General features: G+C 62.1%; 17 protein-coding genes. 5 read left to right on the plus strand and 12 right to left on the minus strand.

Features of this window, described 5'->3' with window-relative positions; genetic code table 11:
- Window positions 1-4 precede the first annotated feature (4 nt).
- From leuA to hrcA, 9 genes are all read right to left on the minus strand, one after another.
- Window positions 5-1807 carry a 2-isopropylmalate synthase gene (gene leuA, locus ACRQEG_RS03680; protein WP_274733045.1) on the minus strand — a complete coding sequence of 601 codons (1803 nt, stop codon included), beginning with the start codon at window positions 1805-1807 and terminating at the stop codon, window positions 5-7.
- 271 nt (window positions 1808-2078) lie between these two features.
- Window positions 2079-3692, minus strand: coding sequence for an alpha/beta hydrolase family protein (locus ACRQEG_RS03685; RefSeq protein WP_284891121.1), 1614 nt, complete (start codon window positions 3690-3692; stop codon window positions 2079-2081).
- 3 nt (window positions 3693-3695) lie between these two features.
- A complete protein-coding gene (gene era / locus ACRQEG_RS03690; protein ID WP_126134509.1) occupies window positions 3696-4604 on the minus strand; it encodes a GTPase Era in 909 nt (302 codons plus the stop codon).
- Between the two features lie 6 nt (window positions 4605-4610).
- Complete coding sequence (locus ACRQEG_RS03695; RefSeq protein WP_274733041.1) at window positions 4611-5891, minus strand: hemolysin family protein; 1281 nt, start codon at window positions 5889-5891, stop codon at window positions 4611-4613.
- A 6-nt stretch (window positions 5892-5897) separates the two neighbouring features.
- Complete coding sequence (gene ybeY, locus ACRQEG_RS03700; protein WP_274733039.1) at window positions 5898-6383, minus strand: rRNA maturation RNase YbeY; 486 nt, start codon at window positions 6381-6383, stop codon at window positions 5898-5900.
- 87 nt (window positions 6384-6470) lie between these two features.
- Window positions 6471-7442 (minus strand): PhoH family protein, encoded by a 972-nt coding sequence (locus ACRQEG_RS03705; RefSeq protein ID WP_126134512.1) that lies wholly within the window; start codon window positions 7440-7442, stop codon window positions 6471-6473.
- A 6-nt stretch (window positions 7443-7448) separates the two neighbouring features.
- Window positions 7449-8234 carry a 16S rRNA (uracil(1498)-N(3))-methyltransferase gene (locus tag ACRQEG_RS03710; RefSeq protein WP_435733785.1) on the minus strand — a complete coding sequence of 262 codons (786 nt, stop codon included), beginning with the start codon at window positions 8232-8234 and terminating at the stop codon, window positions 7449-7451.
- Window positions 8231-9343, minus strand: a complete 1113-nt coding sequence (locus ACRQEG_RS03715; RefSeq protein ID WP_126134514.1) for a J domain-containing protein — start codon at window positions 9341-9343, stop codon at window positions 8231-8233. The genes ACRQEG_RS03710 and ACRQEG_RS03715 overlap by 4 nt, the downstream gene beginning before the upstream one ends.
- A 105-nt stretch (window positions 9344-9448) precedes the next feature.
- Complete coding sequence (hrcA, locus tag ACRQEG_RS03720; RefSeq protein WP_126134515.1) at window positions 9449-10468, minus strand: heat-inducible transcriptional repressor HrcA; 1020 nt, start codon at window positions 10466-10468, stop codon at window positions 9449-9451.
- 88 nt (window positions 10469-10556) lie between these two features.
- Between hrcA and ACRQEG_RS03725 the strand changes: the two genes are divergently transcribed.
- Both ACRQEG_RS03725 and ACRQEG_RS03730 read left to right on the plus strand, forming a co-directional pair.
- Window positions 10557-11414: a DUF3097 family protein gene (locus tag ACRQEG_RS03725; protein ID WP_274733127.1), complete on the plus strand. Its 858-nt coding sequence runs from the start codon at window positions 10557-10559 to the stop codon at window positions 11412-11414.
- 158 nt (window positions 11415-11572) lie between these two features.
- Window positions 11573-12532 carry a DMT family transporter gene (locus ACRQEG_RS03730; protein WP_126134516.1) on the plus strand — a complete coding sequence of 320 codons (960 nt, stop codon included), beginning with the start codon at window positions 11573-11575 and terminating at the stop codon, window positions 12530-12532.
- A gap of 12 nt (window positions 12533-12544) precedes the next feature.
- Here ACRQEG_RS03730 and hemW read toward each other — a convergent pair whose 3' ends face one another.
- Genes hemW through lepA form a run of 3 tightly spaced genes read right to left on the minus strand, consistent with a single transcriptional unit; the run spans window position 12545 to window position 16518 of the window.
- Entirely contained in the window at window positions 12545-13813 is a 1269-nt protein-coding gene (gene hemW, locus ACRQEG_RS03735; RefSeq protein WP_274733032.1) for a radical SAM family heme chaperone HemW, read from the minus strand.
- A gap of 6 nt (window positions 13814-13819) precedes the next feature.
- Window positions 13820-14662, minus strand: coding sequence for a tRNA (guanine(46)-N(7))-methyltransferase TrmB (trmB, locus tag ACRQEG_RS03740; protein ID WP_274733030.1), 843 nt, complete (start codon window positions 14660-14662; stop codon window positions 13820-13822).
- Window positions 14663-14664: 2 nt separating this feature from the next.
- Window positions 14665-16518, minus strand: coding sequence for a translation elongation factor 4 (gene lepA / locus ACRQEG_RS03745; protein WP_126134519.1), 1854 nt, complete (start codon window positions 16516-16518; stop codon window positions 14665-14667).
- Window positions 16519-16566: 48 nt separating this feature from the next.
- Here lepA and ACRQEG_RS03750 point away from each other — a divergent pair, with 48 nt between their 5' ends.
- From ACRQEG_RS03750 to rpsT, 3 genes are all read left to right on the plus strand, one after another.
- Window positions 16567-17595, plus strand: coding sequence for an LLM class flavin-dependent oxidoreductase (locus tag ACRQEG_RS03750; RefSeq protein ID WP_274733027.1), 1029 nt, complete (start codon window positions 16567-16569; stop codon window positions 17593-17595).
- A 118-nt stretch (window positions 17596-17713) separates the two neighbouring features.
- Complete coding sequence (locus ACRQEG_RS03755; RefSeq protein WP_274733025.1) at window positions 17714-18226, plus strand: PH domain-containing protein; 513 nt, start codon at window positions 17714-17716, stop codon at window positions 18224-18226.
- A 160-nt stretch (window positions 18227-18386) separates the two neighbouring features.
- Window positions 18387-18653, plus strand: a complete 267-nt coding sequence (gene rpsT / locus ACRQEG_RS03760) for a 30S ribosomal protein S20 (protein ID WP_016442875.1) — start codon at window positions 18387-18389, stop codon at window positions 18651-18653.
- The last annotated feature ends 122 nt before the right edge of the window (window positions 18654-18775 follow it).

Consider the following 18775-nt stretch of genomic DNA (forward strand, 5'->3'; position numbering starts at 1 on the left):
CAGTTTAGCGGTGCGCGCGATTGACAGCCGAGATAATCGCCTTGAGGCCGGCGCGTGTCGTGGAGGTGTGAATGCCGCAGCCCCACAGCACCTGATCATCGATCTCGCATTCCACATACGCGGCAGCCGAAGCATCCGTACCTTCGCTCAGGGTGTGTTCGGCGTAGTCGAGCACCCGGATATATTCGCCCAGCTGTTCCATCGCGGTCACGAAAGCGTGGATGGGCCCGTTGCCGCTGCCGTGCAGGCTATGTTGCACACCGTCCGCCTGAGTTTCAACGACGGCGCTAATATCGGTCACCCCGCCGCTATGGTTCGTGAATTCCAGCGCGCGCAAGCGGTAACGCCCCCACGGAGTGCTGGCCTTCCCCGGTGCCCCGTGCGCGCCCGCCGGCCCCTGCTCTCCGTAGCCCTGGGAGAGCGGGAGGTATTCGTCCACGAAAATATCCCAGAGGGTATCCGCACTGACTTCTTCTCCGGTGCGTTCTGTCCAGGTCTGCACGATGCGGGACAGCTCGATTTGCATACGCCGCGGCAGATCCAGGTTTCGGGTGGTTTGCATAAGATAGGCCACACCGCCCTTGCCGGATTGGGAGTTGACGCGCACGATGGCATCGTAGGTGCGCCCCACATCTTTCGGGTCAATGGGTAGATAGGGCAGCGCCCAGGGAACTTGCCGCTCATCTCCCCCGGCCGCGGCCAGATCGGATGCCCGGCGCTGCATGCCTTTCTTGATGGCATCCTGGTGGGAGCCGGAGAAGGACGTGTAGACGAGCGAGCCAGCGTAGGGCACCCGCGGCCCCACCTCAATCCCGGTGCATTCTTCGCACACATCCACGATGGCATCAATATCGGAAAGGTCCAGTTCCGGGTCAATTCCCTGCGAATAGAGATTCATAGCAACCGTAATGAGATCAACATTTCCGGTGCGCTCCCCCTGCCCGAAAAGGCAGCCTTCTACCCGGTCGATCCCGGCGAGCATGGCCAACTCAGTGGTGGCGACCCCGGTACCACGGTCATTGTGGTTATGCGCGGAAAGCGCCACGTATTCACGTTTGGGGATATGGCGGGAGAAGTACTCGATTTGATCCGCGTATACGTTTGGGGTGGCGCGTTCTACCGTGGTGGGCAGGTTAATAATAATTTCGCGCTCGGCATCCGGTTGCCACACCTCCATGACGGAGGAACAGACCTCGAGGGCGTAATCAATTTCGGTATCCACGAAGATTTCCGGGGAGTACTCGAAGCCGAAAATGAGATCATCCGGCAAGACTTTCTCGGCGTAGGCCACGATTTCCCGAGTTCCGGCCATGGCTAGTTCGCGGATAGCCTCCTTCGAGGAGCCAAAAACCACATCGCGGAACACCGGCGAGGTCGCGTTATACAGATGCACGGTGGCGCGCGGGAATCCAGCCAGCGCATCGATAGTGCGGTGGATGAGTTCGGGGCGCGACTGGGTGAGGACCGAGACGGTCACATCTTCGGGTACCGCGCCGTCCTCCGCCAGGGAGCGCACGAAATCCCAATCGGTTTGGGAGGCAGCCGGGAAACCAATCTCTATTTCCTTCACGCCGATCTTGACAAGCAGATCAAAAATCCGCCGCTTGCGGATCATATCCATGGGTTCGATAAGAGCCTGGTTGCCGTCCCGCAGATCGGTGGAGAGCCAGCGCGGCGCCTTGGTGATCCGGTTATTGGGCCAGGTGCGATCCGGCAGCGCGATCGGATTGGTGTCGAGGAAGGGCCGGTACTTGTAGAACGGCATTCCCGAGGGGCGCTGACGGTGCGTGTATCCGGAAGTTTTCATGGGGTGGTCACCTTGTCTTCTCTGTGTGGCGGTCAAATTTAAGAACGACGGCGCAGCTTAACCCGCCGCGAGAAGCCGAATAAGCTCGCGGCGGCTCATAAGGAGAAGGCGAGAGGAACCCATACGGATAACTCTAGCCCCTCAGCTAGCTGAATATGCACAGACTTGTCCGAGATGTGAGACATAACGCCCGGGATATGGACGATTACGAAGGGTGACGGCGCGGTGGGCTGGTGGTACCCGGCCGGGCCGCGTTAGTTCAGGGCTGCGGTTAGAGCACCGCCGGAAAGGCGTTCCAGTATCCCAGGCTCATGAGCAGAACCGCCTGGGCGCAGAGGGTGAGGAGGGTCGTCACTCGCGCGATGCGCCCCATGCTCGGCCGCGCACTCCAGCTGCGGAAAACGGCCCGCACGTGCATCCACGCCGCGCCCAGAGCCGCTAGGTGTACAAGGGCAAATCCGCCCTGGACGATGAGAAGATTATGTGAGTAGGTGAGCGCGATATGGGCAACGGCCACCAGGTAGATGAGGAATACCACCCAGGCTCCCACCACGGAAAGCGAAGCGAGATTGAGGGCTGCGCCCGATCTGGAAAAATTCGAGAGTCGATGCCCGCGCACCGGAATCCAGCACACCGCCACCAGCACGATGCTGAGCCCGAGGAGGGCCACCCCGCCCAGCGCGATATAGAGCGCTGTTTGGGCGGTGAACCACCCGCCGGCCGTCAGGGTGGGGGCGACGAATGCCTGCCGGGGTTGGTCACCGGCCACCCGCGGCTGCGCCGTCGCCGTAAAGGGTAAACCGTTAACCCAATCCGCGGTATCTTGCATGGCCGCCTGGGACAGCTGCCGGCGGTTGATCTGGAGGCCGTGGTCCGCGTCTTTGTAGTAGCGCACCGTGAGCGCGCTGTTTCCGGCCTCTTCCAGGTAGTTGCTCATCATCTGCGGGCCCTGGATCGTCGGCATGGAATTATCTGCCGTGCCGTAGAGCATAAGAACCGGCATGGTCATCTGCTTCTCATACGGCGCCGCATCAAAATCAATATAGCGGAAGGTGTCGGGGCCGAAATCCTGGCCGATAAGTTTTGGAATGGCGGCGCGCAGGCGTTCCGGTGCGTGAATCTCCCGCAGGTAGGCGTCGGCCGCGTAGGCCCCCTGCTGGCGGATCGGGAGCACCGGGGCGCTGATAAGAGCCACGTAATTCACCGCCCGCGCGCTGGTGGCCACAATGGGCGCAACGAAGCAGCCTTCGGATACCGCGTACAGGCCGGAGTGGCGCGCATCAACGTCCTCCCAGGAGAGCATCTCGCGGTAGACGTCCTCGAAATCCGCGGCGAGCTGGAGATAGTCACGATGCGTCGTCGTATAGTTCGCTACCCGTTTTTCCGAAACCACCGTAATAATCCCGGTAGAAGCAATAGCTTCGGTTTCCCGCCCGAAATCACGCGCGGAAGAAGTGCCGGTACCGTGAATAAAAAGCATGCCTGGCACCACCGGGCCCGCGCCTACCGGGCGTTTAACAACAGCCGGAATGAGGGTGCCATCCCGCAAGGTGATGGTGACCGTGCTACTCGCCACCTCGTACGTTCCCAGCCGCGCGGTGGGAACCCCGGTGGAAATTGTGGTATCCGCGGTTTGCGGGGCGATCGCGGCGGTCATGGGTTGCGGATTCCACCCCGGGCCGAAAGCACTCCCGATCAGCCCGGCGGCGAGCACCACTATCAGCCAGGTAACGAAACGTTTATGGGTGGGAAGCCAGCGCCGCCAGCCCCGGAGCGCGCTGTGTTCCGGGCCTGCGGCGCTTTCCATTCCGCTGGCTGGCACCAGGGTGCGCCCCGCCGGCGGATTCTCGGCGGGCGGGGTATCGGGATGATCGGTGAAACGCACGTATCAGAACCCGAGTCGATCCAGCATTTTCGGGTCACGTTGCCAGTCTTTGGAAACTTTCACGTGCAAATCAAGATAGACCGGCGTACCGAGCAGCGCCTTAATGGCTTTGCGGGCATCGCGCCCAATCTGGCGCAGGCGCGCACCCCCGCGCCCAATAACAATCCCCTTTTGGGAATCGCGCTCCACGTGCAAAGAGGCATGCACCCGCACCAGCGGGCCACCGTTCGGTGCGGTGTCCTCAATGATTTCGTCGATGGTGACCGCGAGGGAATGCGGAAGTTCCTCGCGCATTTTTTCCAGGCCCGCTTCGCGGATAAGCTCCGCGATGAGGGTTTCTTCCGTTTCATCGGTAATCGCATCCAGCGGATATAGCGGCGGGGAAACGGGGAGCTGTTTAATAATCTGCTCGGTGAGGACTTCCACCTGATCCAGCGTGGCGGCACTCACCGGGACGATCTCCACAAAATCATGGAAAGCTGCCACGGCCGCGATCTTCTCCGCAAGGGCTTCGCGGCTGACCAGATCGGTTTTAGTAATCGCGGCGATCATGGGTACTTTCGCGCGCACCGCCAAATCGAGGAGGTACTTATCGCCCGGCCCGAGTTTTTCATTAGCGGGTAGGCACATAACGATGGTGTCCACATCGGCGATAGAATCGCGCACCATATCACCCAGGCGTTCACCCAGCAGGGTGCGGGGGCGGTGCATCCCGGGGGTATCGACCAGGATCACCTGACCGGCATCCCGAGTCACAATGGCGCGAATAATACGCCGGGTGGTTTCCGGGCGGGCGCTGGTAATCGCGACCTTCTTGCCCACCATCGCATTGGTGAGGGTTGATTTCCCGGCATTCGGGCGGCCCACCACCGAGGCGAACCCGGCCCGAAATTCCGTGTTTTCCACCGTCATCGTCTTCTAGTCCTCACCCTCATCATCGGTTTCTTCGCGCGCAACGATAATAGTCGATAACCGGCGCCGGCGCCCTTCGAAGCGGTCGGCCACCATGTGGATTCCGGCCACCGTTGTTTCTGCTCCGCGGATGGGAACCCGCCCGATGCTTTTGGCGAAAAACCCACCGGCGGTATCAACGTCGTCGTCCTCCAATTCGATTCCGAAGAGGTCACCTAGATCATCGATGGGCATACGCGCCGGGATGCGGAAACTACCCGCCTCGAGTTCTTCCACGGCCGGGAGGGCCCGGTCGTGTTCATCGGAGATTTCTCCCACGAGTTCTTCCACAAGATCCTCGATGGTGACCAGGCCGGCGATACCGCCGTATTCATCCACGACGAGGGCAATATGAACCTGGTCGGCCTGCATTTCCCGCATGAGCGTATCAATGATTTTAGTTTCCGGAACGAACACAGGTTCGCGCACCAGATCGGCCACCCGTAGCTCATCGTGCTGGTGGCGCCGGTGCACCCGCCGGATCACGTCCTTCAGGTAGAGCACCCCGATTACATCATCAATGGATTCGCGGTACACGGGCACCCGCGAGAATCCGGAGCGGGTGAACAAGGAGATGGCGCGGTCAAGGGTTTCATCGGCCTCCACCGCGATCATATCGGTACGCGGGACCATGACTTCGCGCACCAGGGTGTTCCCCATATCGAAAAGTGATTGCAGGATATCGCGTTCGGCATCATCCAAGGCCTCGGATTCGGCCACCCGTTCCACCATAACCGCGAGCTGGTCTTCTTGGCGTTGTTCGGCTTCTTCGGGTGAGAATTCGCGTTCCCGGATGAGTAGCGAAAGCAACCAGGTGAGCGGGGAAAGCCACCAGGTGGCTTTGCGCAGCACTCGCTGGTGGCGTTCCACCCCGAAACTCAGGGGGTTGAAGAAGGCGAACGCGAGGAGAACCAGCACCGTCACGCCGAAGAAAATGGGGAAGATCTGCCACCAGGCAGCTACATCCGTTCCCAGGGCGAAAGTGAAGCAGATTCCGTAGCTGGCCATGAGGAGGGCCCGCACCACCGCGATGCCCATAGAGGCGGCCGGGCGGCGGGCCATAATGGCCACCACGCGTGCCGAACCGCGTTCCTTATGCGCGTACATTTCCGCGGCTTCGGTGCGGGTCATCCGCCCGAGGGCAGCACCCACCACGGTGCACCACAGGGAGAGCAGCAGGCACAGGCCGGCCGCAATATAAAACGGAGCGGAGGGCAGCGTTCCCGCTGCCACAGGTAAGTGATCCATCCTTTCTTACACCTCCGTGGGGCGCGGATCGCCTCCCCCGCGTTCGGAGAGGAACACGAGGAGGAGTTGGCGTTGCAAAGCAAACATGGTGTCTTTTTCTTCCGGGGTTGCGTGATCGTAGCCGAGCAGATGCAGAATCCCGTGGGTGACGAGGAGGAGAATCTCCTCCGCGGTGGAGTGCCCCATGGCGTGAGCCTGGCGGCTGGCGACCTGCGGGCATACAGCGATATCACCGAGCATTCCCGGGCGCGGTTCTTCACCCGGTGGTGCCGGGCGCACCTCATCCATGGGGAAGGACATGACATCCGTGGGGCCTTCCAGATCCATCCACGTCACGTGGAGATCCGCCATGGCATCCTCGTCGAGGAGCACGATAGATAGATCCGCCATGGGATGCACCCGCATCTTATCGAGGACATACGTGGCCAGCTCCGAGATCTCTTCCAGATCCGCAGCCGGACTAAAACTCGATTCGTCATTTACTTCAATCATGTGGTCTTTCCTGACAACCGTTCCCTAGCTTTCCCCGAAACAGCTCTGCCGCCATTCACGCCGTGACACTACCGCTACCGCCCCGCGCTAACGTTGCCGGGAATCCCAGCGGGCATAGGCGTCGATGATTTCGGCAACCAAGCGGTGGCGCACCACGTCCGCCGAACTCAGCTCCGAGAAATGAATCCCCGGAACATCACGCAGAATCCGACGCACCACCTGCAATCCGGAAACTTTATTCGCCCCGAGATCAACCTGGGTGATATCGCCTGTCACCACCATTTTAGAGTTGAAGCCGAGCCGGGTGAGAAACATCTTCATTTGTTCGGGTGTGGTGTTCTGCGCCTCGTCCAAAATCACGAAAGCATCATTGAGGGTGCGTCCGCGCATATAGGCCAGCGGCGCCACCTCAATGGTGCCGGCAGCCATGAGTTTCGGAATGGAATCGGCATCGAGCATGTCGTACATGGCATCGTATAGCGGGCGCAGATACGGATCGATTTTATCGGTGAGGGAACCGGGCAAAAATCCCAGGGATTCCCCGGCCTCCACCGCCGGGCGCGTCAGAATAATACGTTTGACCTGCCCGTCATTGAGTGCCACCACCGCTTTGGCCATGGCGAGATAGGTTTTCCCGGTGCCGGCCGGACCGATCCCGAAAGTAATATCGTGGGTGTCGATTGCGTCCACGTACGCCTTCTGGCCCAGGCTTTTCGGGCGGATAGTTTTACCGCGCTTGGATAAAATATCGGTGTGCAGCAGCGTGGTGGGATGCGCCACGCCGGCGCGCGCAATATCAACGGCGCGGGCCACTGCGTCACGGGTGAGGATTTCACCTTCGGCAACGACGTCGATTAATTCCCCGAGGAGCGATTCGGCAAAATCAAGCTCGGCCGCCGCGCCGGTCAGGGTGATCCGGTGGCCAAGCACGTGAATAGTGGTGGGGGCGAGCCGTTCTTCCAAGGTCCGCAGGACGTCATCACGATGCCCGAGCAGCTGAATCATGGAAACTCGGTCCGGCACAACAATGGTGCGCTGGCTGTGTTCTGTATGCGTCATTACGTCCTATAGTAGCGCGCCCAGCGCCCGCACGGTGGCGATACTTGCCAGTGCGTAGGCCCCGGCGGAGGCGCTGCGCAGCACATGCGCCCCCAGGAGCACCGGGATAGCGCCCGCCGCCTGCAATGCCTCCATCTCCTCCGGTGCAATCCCGCCTTCCGGGCCGATAATCACGGCCACGGGCCCGGCCACGTGCGCGAGGCTCACCGTTCCGCGGGTTACCGCTTCTGCCAGGGTAACCTCGGCTTCCTCATGGCAGATGAACACGGTGCTCCCGGCGAGGGCCCGGGGCAGCTGCGCCGTCGTACTTAATGAACGGATACGCGGAATATAGCTGCGCCGCGATTGTTTCGCCGCCGCGCGTGCGGTGGCCTGCCAGCGAGCCCGGCCTTTTTCTTTCTTGTTTTTCCACGACGCAACGCAACGGGCCGCTTCCCACGGGACGATATCCCACACCCCGTATTCGGTGCAGGTTTCCACCGCCTGTTCATCGCGGCCGCCCTTGGCAAGGGCCTGCACCAGGGTGATGGGCCCGGCCGGTTTCGGCTCCGCGGTCACGGCCTCGATGCGGGCGCGCACCTCATTTTTGGCGACGACGCTCACCGTGCACCGGGCACGGCGGCCTTCCCCATCGGAAAGCAGAACCTCCTCCCCTACCCGGATCCGCATGACGTTGGCGTGGCGAGCTTCCTCGCCGGTGAGACTGAGTTCCTGGCCTACCCGGAGGGATGCGCCGGCTCCGCCCCCGGGCCGGGTGGCGGGGAAGTCAGCGAAGAAAAGCGGGAGCGTCACAGCGAACTCAACCTTTCGCGCAATTTATCGAAGAAGGATTTGCCCTGCTCGGATAGCTGAGCATCCTGCACGCTTTCCCCGCGCAGCTCGGCCAGTTCGCGCAGGAGCTCGCGCTGGCGTTCATCGAGGTCTGTTGGGGTTGTCACCGCAACGGTGATACGCATATCCCCGCGGCCCTTGCCACGCAAACGGGCAACCCCCAAGCCTTTGAGGGTGAGGACCACGCCGGATGAGGTCCCGGCGGGAATCTCCAGCTCGCGGTCCCCGTCCAGGGTCGGAATGGTGACGGTTCCGCCCAGGGCCGCGAAGGTCATGGGCACCTGAACTTCACCGAGGAGTTCTTCGCCCACCCGCTGGAAAATAGGGTGTTCCGCTACCCGGATTTCCACAAAAATATCACCGGCCGGGGCACCGAAGGTTCCGGCATCGCCCTGGCCGCGCAGGCGGATACGCATTCCGTTCTCGATTCCGGCCGGGATGTCCACGGTGAGGGTTTTTTCTTGGCGGATGCGCCCGGTGCCGTGGCAGGGGCGGCAGGGGTCCGCGATGACGGTACCGTGGCCCTCGCAGGTGTGGCAGGGCACCTGGGTAACCATTTGCCCGAAGAGGGAATTTGTGACTTGCTGAACCATGCCCTGGCCTTGGCAGGCCCCGCACGTGACCGGTTGGGAACCGGCCGCGCAGCCGCTACCCGCACATGTAGGGCACACGCTGAAGAAGGAGTCACTGACCTGGCGCTGGGCTCCGAAGACCACGTCGGAGAGCTCGATGCTCAAACCGAGCAGCGCATCACGCCCGCGTTCCCCGCGCGGGGCCGGACCGCCCGCGCGCATACCCGCTCCCCCGAAGAAGGTGGAGAAGATATCGTTCATATCGAAACCAAAACCGCCAGCCCCGGCTCCCCCGCCGAGTCCGCCGAGGTCGTATTGCCGGCGCGAGTCCGGGTTGGAGAGCACCGTATACGCTTCGTTGACTTCTTTATAACGTTCGGCGGCTTCCGGACCGGCGTGATCCGGGTGTAATTTGCGCGAGAGGCGCAGGTACGCTTTGCGGATTTGCTCCTGGCTCGCATCGCGTTCCACCCCGAGGGTTTCGTAAAAATCAGCCACATTTCTCCCGTCTTTGTTCTTTTCTGCGCCCTGACCGCGCCGGCGCGCTATCTAGCTGAGGAGTGCCCGTTCAAACGCCGTGCTCCCTACCGTGTATCACCGTACTTAGGACTGCCCGGACAGAATACCGGATAGGTAATGGGCAACGGCACGTACCGCCGCGATATTCCCGGGATAGTCCATTCGAGTAGGGCCGACGACGCCCACTCGGGCAACTTCGTGCCCGGCGACTTCGTAACTGGAGGAAACCACGGAGGTTTCACTCAGATTCTCATGATCGTTTTCCGCCCCGATGGACACCGCCACATCAGTTTCCATTGCGGCGAGGAGCCGCAAGAGCACCACCTGTTCTTCCAAGGCATCCAGCACCGGAGAAATCGAGTGCAGGAAATCCACCGAATGGCGCGAAAGATTGGCGGTGCCGGCCATGGTGAGGCGATCCTCCGCACCGGTATGCACCGCGGTGGTGAGCGCCGCCGCGATATCGCGCAGAGCTGCGGCAGCCTCCGGTTCGCTGCGTTCGGCGATCTCTGCGAGTACCGCAACCGCGGTGGTCAACGGCTGGCCGTTACAGCGGGTAGTTACCTCCCGGCTCACCGCGTCCACATCGAGACCTTCCAGGTGCGCAGGCACCGCGATAACGCGCTGTTCTACCCGCCCCGCGCTGGTAATGACCACGAGGAGAATACGGGTAGCGCCGAGCCAAATGAGTTCCAGGTGGCGCAACACTGCTTTATCCAGCGCCGGGTATTGGATGACCGCGACTTGCTGGGTGAGGTGGGAAAGCAATCGCGCGGCGCGATCCAGCACATCATCAAGATCCACCGCGGCATCAAGGATTTGACTGATAGCGCGCCGTTCCGCTCGCGAAAGCGGCTTGACGGTAGTAAGGGAATCTACGAACGCGCGGTAGCCGGCATCGGTGGGGATGCGCCCGGCCGAGGTATGCGGATGGGTGAGCAGCCCGGCTTCTTCCAAGACCGCCATATCATTACGCACGGTAGCCGGGGACACTCCCAGCGCGTAGCGTTCTACCAGAGCTTTGGATCCCACCGGTTCGCGGGTGGTGACGTAATCGCGCACAATCGCCTCAAGAACGCGCCCGCGCCGATCTTCTGCCGCCACCTGTGTTCTTCCTCCCCGCTCAGCACTCTATACCTTCGAGTGCTAATTCTACGCGGGGACGCCCGGGAGCGCATACCCTTAGAGCGTGATGTTCTCTGCTACCGGAATGCCTGATCGCTACGGCGACGACGTCCTCGCCCGCGACCCGCACGACCACCGCCGCCCCTCCCGCCCCGTTCCGGCCGCCCCCGGCCTCCTCATCGAGGATGTGGCCTCCGGCTTCGTGGGCGAGGTGCTTTCGGTAGGGAAAGTAGCCGGCCGCTGGCAGATGGAAGTGGAGGGCCGCGGCGGGGTGCGCCGTTCCTTCCCGCTGGGCAAAGGTTATTGGATCGAGGGTGAGCCGGTAGAAATCACCACCCCGAAAGTGGAGGCCCCGCGCGGCCGGCTCTTAACCGCGTCCGGATCTTTTCACGTCACGGCGCGGGCGCGCGTAGCACGCGCCTCGCGTATCTGGGTAGAAGGCAAGCACGACGCCGAACTGGTGGCCAAGATCTGGGGTGAAGATCTGGCTCTCGAAGGGGTGGTGGTCGAAGAATTACTCGGGGTGGATAATCTGGAGTCCGTAGTGCGGGAAACTGCTCCCGATAATGAGCATCGCCTGGGTGCACTGGTAGATCACCTGGTGCCCGGTTCCAAAGAATCTCGGATTGCGGCGCGGGTGGCCGGCCCGGGCGTGCTCGTGCTCGGCCATCCCTATATCGACGTGTGGCAAGCGATTAAACCTGCCGCCGTGGGCTTGCGCGCCTGGCCGGAGGTACCGCGCGGGGAAGATATTAAAGTGGGTACCCTGCGCCGGCTCGGCTGGCCGCACGAAACCGCGGAAGATATTGGCCGGGCCTGGGCCCGGATTCTTAGCTGCGTGCATTCGTATAAAGATATTGAGCCCGCGCTACTGGGCCGCATGGAAGAACTCATTGATTTCGTGACCGCTGCCGGCACCCGGTAGGGAAAGGCGTACCCGGTAGCGCGAGGACGCACCCGGTAGCGCTACGATTCCTAGGCCCTCAGGGTATATCCTTGCTGCGTGCGCCTATCCGGTCCCGGCCGGAGCCGCTGCCCTCGTTGTTTCGGTTCTTCTTCACCCCTATCAGGAGTTGTGATCACGTGGCCTCCCAGCGCCGCTCCGTCGTGGACAAAATCGCTGTTGCGTCCCCGCGCGGCACCCTCGCCGTCGCTTCGGTTCTCGTGGGACTTGTCTCTCCCTTCATCACGCTATCGGGAGAAAACGCCACCACGATTGTGTTCTTCCGCTTCGGTCTCGCTTTCCTTGCCCTACTGCCCATGGTGGTCCATGAATGGCGCCAGTACGGGCCGATGCGTCGCGCTGACCTGCTGCTCTACGCGGTATGCGGGGTGTGCTTCGGGGTGGATATGGCCTTGTGGACGCCGTCGGTACTACTAGCCGGCCCCTCGGTTTCCGCTGTGGTGGTCAATTACGTGCAGGCCCTCGCGGTACCGTTGGTCGCCTGGATTTTCTTCCGCAACCGGGTCCCGTGGATGTTTTTCGTGGCCGCGCCTTTTTCCCTCGGCGGGATTTTCTTACTTTCCGGTATTCTCGACGGCGCCGGCGGATCCGATCTGGTACGCGGCATTATCCTCTCCGCGCTCGCGGGCCTGACCTATACCGTCTACGTGGTCCTCACCGGGCGCACAAATTCTCCGCACCATCAGGGCACCGCCATGGCGATCGTCTGCCTGGTAACCACGGTGGTGTCCACCCCGCTGCTCATTGCCACCCACGGGCCTCTCACCCTCGCACTCTCAGCGAGTTCCTGGGGATGGATGATTCTTATCGCGCTTTCCAGCCAGGTACTGGGATGGTTGTTCTGCCAGGCAAGTATGCCCCTCGTTAATCCCTCGGTGGCCGCTACCCTTATTTTGATTCAGCCCCTGAGTGCCATTATTTTTTCCGCGCTACTGGTTGGAGAACGGCTCTCCGCCCTGCAATGGTTGGGCGCCATTATTATGCTGCTCGGGATCTTCCTCATCGGGCGTGCGCCCAAGCGCCGCTACCGGCTCGGGATCAAGCGGCCTTCGCTGCGGATTCGCCGCCGCCACGCATAACTACCCACTGCGCTACCAGAGCGCCCGGGTTACGGTATCAGCCAGGAGCCGCCCGCGCCGGGTCAAAACAAGGCGCCCGGAGCGCGCTATTTCTGCCTCTACTAAACCATCGCGAACCAGACCCGCCACCACCGCGGCATCCACGCCCCGCGGAATATCAATTCCCCGGCTCATCCGAATACCGAGCATGATTTTTTCTTCGCGTTGTTCAGCCGGACTGAGAATTTCCCGCTCCAGGGCCGGCGAGCTAATCGCCGAGTGGCTCATGGCTACCTCGCCCGCCGCGCGTGGCGCGGCGGCGCCGTCGTCGTTTCCAATCCCGCGAGCCCAGACGCGATCCGCGTACGCGCGCGGGTGTTTGACGTTCCAAAACCGTACCCCGTTAATATGCGAGTGCGCGCCGGGGCCGTAACCCCACCAATTCGCGTTCTCCCAGTAATAGCAATTGTGCCGGCATTCGTGACCGGGGCGGGCCCAATTGGAAATTTCGTACCAGCGGTAGCCGGCCGCGCTGAGAATATCGTCCGCGACCTCGTATTTATCGGCGAGCTCATCCGGATCGGGGAGGCTAATGAGGCCGCGGCGGGCCTGCATGCCCATTTTGGTTCCCGGTTCCACCATGAGTCCGTAGGCACTGATATGCGCCGGTTCGAGGGCAAGAGCCGCGGCCAGGGAGGTGCGCCACTGCCCCATTGTTTCCCCGGGCGCACCGTAAATGAGGTCGAGGGAATACTCCAGGCCCAACTCGCGCGCCCACGCGCATACGCGTTCTACCTGCCCGGGGCTGTGCTGGCGGTCGAGGGTGCGCAGCACCTCGGGTACGGCTGATTGCATCCCGAAAGAGATGCGGGTGAAACCGCCGGCGCGCAGGGTCGCGAGGGCCGCGCGGTCCACGGATTCCGGATTGCATTCCGTGGTGATTTCGGCACCCTCAGCCAGGCCGAAAGCGCTTGCGAGATCCGCGAGCACCGAGACGAGCTGCCGGGCGTCCAACAGGGTGGGCGTGCCGCCCCCGAAGAATACGGTGCGCAGCGCGGCGCGATTGGTGCCGGTGTCGAGAACCGCGCGCGAGAGCGCTATTTCACGGGCGAGGGACGCCGGGAAATCATCGCGGCCCGCCCCCGGCCCGAAGCTCGGCTTGGTGTAGGTATTGAAATCGCAGTACCCGCAGCGCACCGTGCAGAAAGGAATGTGGACGTAAGCGGAGAAACCGGCGCTCACATCCGGGTTCGGGAGGATGCCGGAAGCCGGAGCCGGCTCACCGTGCGGAAGGGAAGCCATCGGAGACTAGGCTCGCACCGCGAGAATATCGTGGATGGTGCGCCCGGCCGCAATGCCGCGTTCCTCAAAACGAGTCAAAACCCGTTCTTCCCACCGCGGTGCGAAACCGCCGCGCTCCGGGGTGGGATCCGCGGGGTTCGGGCGTTCACCGGCATGCGGATTCGTGAAGTACGGGGATGCTTCGACGACGTCGCGCATCTGCCAGGCGTAATTATCCCAATCCGTGGCCAGCCGCCACGCGCCTCCTTCCCGGAGCATCCCGGCCACCACCGTGGCAAAAGGCGCGGCCACCAGGCGGCGCTTGTGGTGGCGGGCTTTGCGCCAGGGATCGGGGAAGAATGTCCACACCTGCTCGACGCGCGGATTGGCAGCATTCGGATGGGTGGCGCTGCGCTCCGGCCCGCACGTGGTCACATCCTCCCCGCGCACCAGGCCCGCGCATTCCAGGCCAAAGAGGACGGGGAGCGCCTGGGCGGCGTCGGCCTCCAGCACCCGCACGTTCGTTACGCCCGCACGCAGAATACTGGCCACGCAGCGCGCCGCGCCGGGAGCCCACGCTTCGACGAGCAGCACATTATATTCGGGGTGGCGCTGCGCGAAGGAGACCCCGTGTTCGCCCGAACCCGGACCGATTTCCACGGCGAGCGGGGCCGCGCGGCCAAAAACTTCCGTGAGGTCACAGCGCGCATCGAGGGCAACCGTGGTGGCCTGGGGGCCGGGTGCCAGCGGCACGAAAAGCTCGGGGTGGCGGGCCACCGTTTCTTCGTGGCGCGCACCCAGGCGGGAACCGCGCAGGGAGAAGGAGCGGATGCGCCATTGGGAGCGATCTGGTGCGGGAGACTCGGCCATGCTTACTTCCCCGTGGGTGCTTCGGAGGTGAGAGCTGCCACGAAAGCTTCTTGGGGCACGTCCACGCGCCCGATGGACTTCATGCGCTTCTTGCCTTCCTTCTGCTTTTCCAACAGCTTGCGTTTACGGGAGACGTCGCCGCCGTAGCACTTGGACAGCACGTCCTTACGCAGGGCCTTAATAGTTTCGCGGGCGATAATGCGCGAACCCACCGCGGCCTGCACCGGGATTTCGAATTGCTGGCGCGGAATGAGGGTTTTGAGTTTCTTCGTCATCTCATTGCCGTAGGAATATGCCTTGTCTTTGTGGACGATAGCGGAGAAAGCATCCACCTGTTCGTGGTTGAGGAGCACATCGACCTTGACTAGATCAGAGGGCTGTTCGCCGGCAATATCGTAATCGAGGGAGGCGTAGCCCTTCGTGCGTGACTTGAGCTGATCAAAGAAATCGGTCACGATCTCCGCTAGCGGCAGCACGTAGTGGATCTCCACCCGTTCGGCCGTAAGGTAATCCATGCCCTGCAGCGCCCCGCGCCGTTCCTGGCACAGCTCCATAATGGAGCCTACGTAATCGGAAGGAGCCAGGATCGTGGCGCGCACGGTCGGCTCGTAAATCTCCCGAATTTTCCCTTCCGGGAATTCCGAGGGGTTGGTGACGGTGAGTTCTTCACCGGCGTCTGTGATGACCCGGTAGATCACCGAGGGCGCGGTGGCAATAATATCGAGGTCGAATTCCCGCTCGAGGCGTTCGCGGATAATCTCCAAGTGGAGCAATCCCAGGAAGCCGCAGCGGAAACCGAAACCGAGGGCCACTGAGCTTTCCGGTTCATACACCAACGAGGCATCATTGAGCTTGAGCTTTTCCAGGGCTTCGCGCAGATTCGGGAAATCAGAGCCGTCCATAGGATAGATCCCGGAATACACCATCGGTTTCGGATCGAGATAGCCGGGCAGGGCTTCGGTGGCACTCTCCCGCGCGCCGGTCACGGTATCTCCCACGCGGGTTTGGCGCACATCCTTCACCCCGGTGATGAGGTACCCCACTTCCCCGGCACCCAGCGCGGTGGTGGGGGTGGGTTCCGGGGAGATCACGCCCAGTTCCAGGAGTTCATGTTCGGTGCGGGTAGCCATGGTCCGCACCTTCGAGCGGGTAGTTAGCTCACCATCAACCACACGCACATAGGTGACGACCCCGCGATAAATATCGTAAACAGAATCGAAAATCATGGCGCGAGCCGGCCCCTCCGGGCGCCCGGAGGGCGCGGGAATCTCCGCGACGATCCGGTCCAGCAGTTCCGGCACGCCCGCCCCCGTTTTCCCGGAAACGGCTAGGCATTCCTCCGGTTCCACACCGAGCAGGGACGCCACTTCTTCCGCGATTTTTTCCGGCTGCGCGGAAGGCAAATCAATTTTATTGAGGACGGGAATAATCGTGAGGTCGTTTTCCATGGCCATATAGAGATTGGCCAAAGTTTGCGCCTCAATCCCCTGGGTGGCATCCACGAGCAGCACCGCGCCTTCGCAGGCCGCCAGCGAACGGTTCACTTCATAGGAGAAGTCCACGTGGCCGGGGGTATCGATCATATTGAGGGCGTAAGCTTTCCCCTCCACCGACCACGGCAACCGCACGGCCTGCGATTTGATGGTGATGCCGCGTTCGCGCTCAATATCCATCCGGTCCAGGTACTGATCGCGCATCTCGCGCTGTTCCACGATGCCGGTGAGCTGGAGCATCCGGTCAGCTAGCGTGGATTTTCCGTGGTCAATATGCGCGATGATACAAAAGTTGCGGATACGCTCGGGCGGTGTGGCGCCCGGAATAATGGCGCGCGATTCCTCAGCGGAAGAAATAGGCACGTCTCTCCTTCACAATAAACTCTGCTCAAGTATAGTCCTTGGACCATAATGGATATGGATATATCGGTCACGGGAGTTGCCATGAATGTTCCTTTGTCAGTGTTAGATTTCGCTACGCGGTACGACGGCGAAGCCCCCGCCGCGGCCCTGCACCGCTGTGTGGACCTCGCCCAGCGCGCCGAGGCTTTGGGATACACCCGGGTGTGGTACACCGAGCATCACAATATGCCCACGGTGATCTCCTCCTCCCCCGCGATTATCATCGGCTACGTCGCCTCCCACACCGCACGGATTCGGCTGGGTGCGGGCGGTGTCATGCTCCCCAATCATTCTCCGCTCGTCGTTGCTGAACAATTCGGGGCCCTTGCGGAGATGTACCCGAACCGTATCGATCTGGGGCTCGGGCGGGCACCGGGCACCGATAGCCGCACCCTCTACGCGCTGCGCCGCGATGCTAGCGCCTATGAGAACTTCCCCCGTGATGTGATGGAACTCCAGGGGTTCCTCGGGGATACTTCCCGGGTACCGGGCGTGGCGGCCTATCCGGGCCAGGGCACCCACGTCCCCCTCATTATTCTGGGTTCTTCGCTTTTCGGGGCGGATCTGGCCGCGCAGCTGGGCCTACCCTATTCTTTTGCTTCTCATTTCGCTCCGCGCCTGCTCCACGAGGCTATCGCCCACTACCGGGAGAATTTCCAGCCCTCCGAAGCCCTTGCCCACCCCTATGTCATTGCGGCGGTAAATGTGACCGCGGCGGAAACGTCGGAGGCTGCCGCGCGGGAATTTGAGCGGGTCAAGCGGGCTCGGGTTCGCAATATGCTGTTGCGCGGGGCGCCCGGCCGCGATATTTCCGATGCGGATCTTGCTGCGGTGCTGGACAGCGCGCAGGGCCGCCAGATCCTCGATATGCTCCGCTACACCGCGGTGGGTAATGCGACCGAGGTGGGCGAGTATCTGCGCACGTTCGCCCGGGATGCCCAGGCCGATGAGCTCATGATTTCGGTGCAGGCCACCTCGCATGAAGAATCACTGGCGTGCTTGGAGCTCACCGCCCGCGGCTACGGCTTGGATAGCTGAGGCAGGCACGGCGCGGGCAGCTAGGCGCGGCGTCGTACCGTATCGCGCAGCGTCGCATCCCCCACGCGCTATCGGCCGCCTCGCACGCCCGCGTTTTCTTTGTGGCACGATGGTCAGTATGCCTCTGTCGCAAAAACTACTCGGAACCGGCGAAGAACTCCTTGTCCATATGCACCCCGATGCCCGGCATTTGTTGCCGCGGGCGCTCGGTGCCGCGGCGGTGGTGTTCCTCGCGGTGCTCGGGGTGGTCGCGCTGCCAGGTAGTTGGCAGCCGCTGGCCGGGTGGCTGGTGGTGGCGGCCGGGGTTCTCACGCTTATTGCGATAGCCGGGTGGCCGTGGCTGCAGTGGTATATGAGCACCGTGAGTATTACCAACCGCCGGATTATCACTCGGCGCGGGGTATTCACGAAGCTCGGGCACGATCTTCCGCTCGCCGCGGTGGCACGGGTGGAGGCGCAACCTACGGGTACCGGCACCTCCGGTTCCCTTCTTGTGACGACGACGTCAGGTGCCACGGTCATTCTGCGCCGCATCGCGAATCTTCCCGCTGTCACCACGTTCCTGAACACGCTACTGGACAAGCGCGCGGGAGAGGGGTTTCACACCGGGACCTCGCGCGAAACCGCCTGATTCTGGTAGTGTTTGGAGATGGACTTTCACCGGTCGGGTGGCAAGTCCTTGTTCTTTCGTAACAACCACGGGTGCCCCACGCCCGCAGTCCTACGAGGAACGCTTCCCTCTCCGACCATATTCATCTATCGCCTAGCGATTGACCGAAAGAGATATTTCATTGGCTAATATCAAGCAGCAGAAGAAGCGCGTTCTGACGAACGAGAAGCGTCGCCTTCGCAACCAGGCCGTTAAGTCGGAACTGAAGACCTACATCCGTAAGACTCGCCTTGCCGTGGAAGCCGGCAATGCCGAAGAAGCGGAAACCCTCCTGGCCGCGGCCTCCCGCAAGCTGGACAAGGCTGTGTCCAAGGGTGTTATTCACCGCAACCAAGCGGCGAACCGCAAGTCGAAGCTTGCTAAGCGCGTGAACGCACTGGCCAAGTAGGCTGTGCCCCGGCCATGCAGGCCGGACCTCCGGCGCGGTTGTATCTCTTATATCTACCGCGCTGATACTTAGAGGAAATTAGAAAAAGCGGCTGGAACCTAGGCGTTCCAGCCGCTTTTCAT

The organism is Actinotignum stranguriae (assembly GCF_051265215.1).
Classification (GTDB): Bacteria; Actinomycetota; Actinomycetes; order Actinomycetales; family Actinomycetaceae; genus Actinotignum; species Actinotignum schaalii_C.